Origin of the sequence: Streptomyces sp. NPDC088762, from assembly GCF_044750905.1 — a bacterium.
GTDB lineage: Bacteria > Actinomycetota > Actinomycetes > Streptomycetales > Streptomycetaceae > Streptomyces.
The window spans coordinates 1-4,528 of sequence record NZ_JBIVKT010000037.1; the positions used below are offsets into that span (position 1 = coordinate 1).

General features: G+C 70.9%; 7 protein-coding genes. 2 read left to right on the forward strand and 5 right to left on the reverse strand.

All coding sequences use genetic code 11. The annotated features are described in order from the left end of the window. Together ACIP5M_RS35970 and ACIP5M_RS35975 are read left to right on the forward strand one after the other, a co-directional pair. On the forward strand, window positions 1-215 hold a 215-nt coding region (locus ACIP5M_RS35970), incomplete at its 5' end, for a hypothetical protein (protein ID WP_401205361.1). A gap of 181 nt (window positions 216-396) precedes the next feature. Beyond that, window positions 397-1,329 (forward strand): ADP-ribosylglycohydrolase family protein, encoded by a 933-nt coding sequence (locus ACIP5M_RS35975; RefSeq protein WP_401205364.1) that lies wholly within the window; start codon window positions 397-399, stop codon window positions 1,327-1,329. Window positions 1,330-1,386: 57 nt separating this feature from the next. Here the strand turns inward: ACIP5M_RS35975 and ACIP5M_RS35980 are convergent, their stop codons facing one another. The 5 genes from ACIP5M_RS35980 to ACIP5M_RS36000 form a co-directional block, all read right to left on the reverse strand. After that, entirely contained in the window at window positions 1,387-1,965 is a 579-nt protein-coding gene (locus tag ACIP5M_RS35980; RefSeq protein ID WP_401205367.1) for a maleylpyruvate isomerase N-terminal domain-containing protein, read from the reverse strand. A 135-nt stretch (window positions 1,966-2,100) separates the two neighbouring features. After that, window positions 2,101-3,045 carry an RNA polymerase sigma-70 factor gene (locus ACIP5M_RS35985; RefSeq protein WP_401205369.1) on the reverse strand — a complete coding sequence of 315 codons (945 nt, stop codon included), beginning with the start codon at window positions 3,043-3,045 and terminating at the stop codon, window positions 2,101-2,103. A gap of 62 nt (window positions 3,046-3,107) precedes the next feature. After that, window positions 3,108-3,581, reverse strand: a complete 474-nt coding sequence (locus ACIP5M_RS35990) for a carboxymuconolactone decarboxylase family protein (RefSeq protein WP_401205372.1) — start codon at window positions 3,579-3,581, stop codon at window positions 3,108-3,110. Between the two features lie 152 nt (window positions 3,582-3,733). After that, window positions 3,734-4,024: a hypothetical protein gene (locus ACIP5M_RS35995; protein ID WP_401205375.1), complete on the reverse strand. Its 291-nt coding sequence runs from the start codon at window positions 4,022-4,024 to the stop codon at window positions 3,734-3,736. Continuing rightward, window positions 4,021-4,377 carry a hypothetical protein gene (locus ACIP5M_RS36000; protein WP_401205377.1) on the reverse strand — a complete coding sequence of 119 codons (357 nt, stop codon included), beginning with the start codon at window positions 4,375-4,377 and terminating at the stop codon, window positions 4,021-4,023. Before ACIP5M_RS36000 ends, ACIP5M_RS35995 begins: the two co-directional genes overlap by 4 nt. Between the last annotated feature and the right edge of the window lie 151 nt (window positions 4,378-4,528).

A 4,528-nucleotide genomic window follows, 5' to 3' on the forward strand; every position in this document is an offset into this window, starting at 1 on the left:
GACTCTATCAGACTCTTTCGGGCCCGATTTCCTCGGCGCTTTCGAGGTTCTGCGCTTTCGCGCTTTCCCTTTCCGGCGATTCCGACTCTATCAGAGATTCTCCACCGGATTTCCCCGGCTTCGGATTCCTGGATGAGGAGTCGAGTGCACCCGCACGAATTTTGACTGTGGGGTGGGAGGCTGCCGAACCTGACCGGTTCGAGGCAACCGCTTGACTCTACAACTGTCCCTGGGGAGTGTCAAAACGGCCCGCGCCGCCTGTCGAGCGCCTGGCCCGCATCGAGTCTCCGACGAGGGGTCACGAGCGGATGCCGTCGCCCGAAGAAGCGGTCGGCCGGGCGGGACGGCAGGGAAAATGCCTGGCCGGCAGCAGGGCCCCCCGCAAGCATGGTCGGCATGACCAGCGGAATGGACAGCAGCAGCGACCGCGACCGGGCGGCCCGGGGCTCCTTGGACGGCCTGGTGCTCGGCGATGCCTTCGGCGACACCTGGTTCCTGAACTCCGCCGAACCCGCCAACGAGCTGCTCGCGGCGCGTGCCCTCCGCCCGGCCCCCTGGAACTGGACGGACGACTCCGCGATGGCGGTCGTCCTGCACCGGCACCTTTCCCGCCACGGCGAGGTACATCAGGACGAACTGGCCCGGGAGTTCGCCGCCGAGTACGCCCGCGACCCGTACCGGAAGTACGGGCCCTCCATGCACGACGTACTCACGCGGATCGGCGCGGGCGAGCCCTGGGAGGCGGTGACCGGGGGCATGTTCGGCGGGCAGGGGTCCTGGGGGAACGGCGCGGCCATGCGGGTGGCACCGCTCGGTGCGCGGTTCGCCGGGGCACCGGACACCGCGGCCTTGCAGGCCGATCTCTCCGCCCGTACGACGCACGCCCATCCGGAAGCCGCCGCGGGCGCGGTGGCCGTGGCGGTGGCGGCCTCGCTCGCGGCGGCCGACGGCCTGGCGGGCAGTGTGCCGCGACCGCGGGACGCGTTCCTGCGCGAGGTGGCGGGGTTCGTGGCCGAGAGCGACGTACGGTCGCGGCTGCTGGTGGCGAGCCGGCTGTCCGGCCGTGCGTCCGTCCGGCACGCCGCGGAGGTGCTCGGCTCCGGCTGGCAGGTGTCGGCGCCGGACACCGTCCCCTTCGCCCTGTGGTGTGCGGCCTCGCACCCGGAAGACCTGGCCGAGGCCCTCTGGTACACGGTCGGAGGCTGGGGGGACCGCGACACCACCTGCGCGATCGTCGGCGGGGTGGTGGGCGCCCGTACCGGCACCGCCGGCGTACCGGCGCCGTGGCGGTCGGCCGTCGAACCGCTGCCCCCGTCCGCCGCCGCCTAGGTTCCCGGTGCCGGGGCACCTGTTGCCGTACGCGGCCACGGTCTTCATGTGGAGCGATCACTCAGGAAGGGCCGCTTGCCAGCTCCAGGAGGAGCGTCGGGGGCGGTCGTCCAGCTCGCCGCGGCCGGTGCACCAGAGGAGCACCCGGGCCGGGTCGCCCGGCGGGGCGTCGGGAAAGAGACGGTGGAGAACTTTCGTGGCCAAAGGCGCTGGTGGCAGCCACGGCACGCCCAGCCCTTGGGTGATGTCGTAGGTGTGCAGAAGGATTTCGGCCACGCCCATCGCCGCGAATCCCGTCCGGTCGCATGGCCCCCAGTGCCACGCCCGCATCCCGGGATCGGCTGCGGTCAGAGCGCTGCTGAGCAGCCCTGCGCAGGCGGTGACCACCTGGAGCACCTCGCGCGGGGCGGTCTCTGGGCGGACGGCCAGGTCGAAGGGGAGATAGGCCCCGGTGGGGCGGCCGGCCACCTGCCCGGCGTAGGCCAGCAGGTCGTGCGCGATGTGGGCGGCCGTCGTCCAGCAGCTCCACTCCAACGAACCCGCCGGCACCGACCAGTCCCGGGTGTCGTGTGCGCCGAGTACCCCAGCCAGCTCGGCCACGGCCTCGTCTACGTCCAGGTAGTCCGGGTAGCCCATGTCGAGATGCTAAGGCTGTGGCCCGGGGATCCTGGTCACGCTGCCGGCGCCTGCGAGGGGCCCTCCGCCCGTCGGTAGCGCACCGTACTGGTGCTGCCCCACCACCACGACCGGCAACCCAGTGAACGTTCCCGGTCACAGCACCAGACCCGGTCCGTTCGGCGGGCGGCGGCGGGCCTGGGTCACCTCGCGGTGGATCGCCCAGGCGTCCGCCACCGGGCCCACGTGCCGCAGCTTGTCGGGGTTGATCACGGAGCGGATCGTCTGGATCTGCCCGTCGAGTACCTCCAGCGCCAGGGTGTGGAGCACCTTGCCGTCGCGGTCCCGGAAGATCGCGCCCGGTTCGCCGTTGACCTCGTGCGGCTCGAGCGACACGTCGATCGCGAACAACCACGGGACCACCGAGGCGAGCAGCCGGGCCACGTTCTCGGCGCCCATGATGGCCCGGGCCAGCTGCGGGGCCTTGCCGCCGCCGTCACCAACCATCGACACGTCGGCGGCGAGCAGCTCCTGCAGTCCGGCGACGTCGCCCTCGCGCAGGGCCTCGAAGAACCGCGAGGCCAGTTCCTCCCGTTCCTCGCGGGCCGCCTCGAAGCGCGGTCGCCCCGCCTCCATGTGCCGCCGCGCCCGCACCAGGAGCTGCCGGCACGCCGCCTCCGACCGCCCCACCGCCGCGGCAACCTCGTCGAACCCGAAGCCGAAGACCTGCCGCAGTACGAACACCGCCCGCTCCAGCGGACTGAGCCGCTCCAGGAGCAGCAGCGCCGCCGTCGACACCGAGTCGGCCAACTCCGCCGACCTCGCCGGATCCTGGTACGGATCGCTCAGCAGCGGCTCGGGGAACCACGGGCCCACGTACTCCTCCCGGCGCACCCGCGCGGAACGCAGGACGTCGATCGAGAGCCGGGTCACCGTCGCCGACAGGAAGGCCTTGGTCGAGGTGGGCCGGGTCGACGATCCGTCGAAGCGCAGCCACGTCTCCTGCACCGCATCCTCGGCCTCACCCACGCTGCCCAGGATCCGGTACGCGATCGAAAACAGCAGTGGCCGCAGTTCCTCGAACTCCTCGACCTTGCTCACGCCGAAACCCCTCCCTGTGTAGCCCGCACGTACGGTCCGCTCATGATCACCGGCGCTGCCCCTCAGTGGAACTGCCCGGGCTCGTAGTGGCCGGCCGGCTGCTGGGTGATGACGTTCAGCCGGTTCGCCGTGTTCATGAAGGACACCAGGAACACCAGGTTGGTCAGCTGCTCCTCGTCGTAGTGCTCGGCGGCGCGGGCCCAGACCTCGTCACTGACCCCGCCCGCCCCGTCCGCGACCCGGGTGCCCTGCTCGGCCAGCTCGAGCGCGGCACGCTCGGCCTCGGTGAAGACCGTCGCCTCCCGCCACGCCGCGACCAGGTGCAGCCGCACCGCGCTCTCGCCGGCCGCGGTGGCGTCCTTGGTGTGCATGTCGATGCACACCGCGCACCCGTTGATCTGGCTCACGCGCAGCGCCACCAGCTCCTGGGTCGCGGTCGGCAGCGTCGAGTCCCGGATCGCCTTGCCCGCCGCCATGAAGTGCTTGAGGGTCTTGGCGGTGGCCGGGTTGGCGAAGAAGTTCAGTCGCGCGTCCATGATGTGCTCCTCCGTGGTCGGTCGTCCTTGGCTACACCTCTGAGACGAGGCAGCCCGACGCCCTGTGACACGGGAGGGAATGTGACCTGGCTCTCCAGCCCCTCAGGCGCAACGGACGTGCCAGATCAGCCAGTTCAGCCGGATCAGCCGGCTCAGAGGTTGACGCGCTTCAGGTAGACACGGCTGCGGTGCGGGATGGTCTGGTACCAGAGCATGAGGTGCTCGTCCTCGTACGTCCGCAGCCGCATCGGGTGCGGGTCCTCGTAGAGGCTGCCGTCCTTGGGGTCGATCGCCATCGCGGCCAGGTCGACCAGGCCGTCCATGACGGTACTGACGAGGCCCTGTTGCTCCGCCGGCATGTCGCCGAGCACCCACGACCGACCGGGGTCGCACTCCCAGGCCCAGCCGGTGTCGTTCTCGACGCCTTCGCCCCGCGGGGTCACTGACCGATCTCGCGCTGGGCCTCGGCCAGGATGCGGCTGCTGGTTTCCATGGCGGCCCGGAACTCTTCCTCCGTGGCGTTCGGATCCCCGGCCACGCGTTCCGCCTCGTGCAGCGCCGCCGAACGCGCCGGCCAGCGGTGGATCGCCACGTGGGTGGCCCACTTGATGAGGAAGAACCGCAGAGGGTTGATGGCGCCCGTCTCCGCGGCGCGGTCGAACGCCTCGTTGCATTCCTTGTCGAGCACGGCGAGGTTGGCCATGTCGATCCGGCGCACGGCGTCTCGCAGGGCCTCCCTCGTCATGGCCGGCTGAGGGATGAGCGGGCCGCCTTCTTCCAGCTGCTGTGCTGTCATCGCGTCCTCCAGAGAACGCGGCCAGGATACCCAGCCGAGCTCCTCGGCCCGGTGCTGAACGCAGAAAAGCCCCGCACCGAACCCCGAAGGATTTGGTGCGGGGCTTCCCGCAATGATTGTTCGGCGGCGTCCTACTCTCCCACAGGGTCCC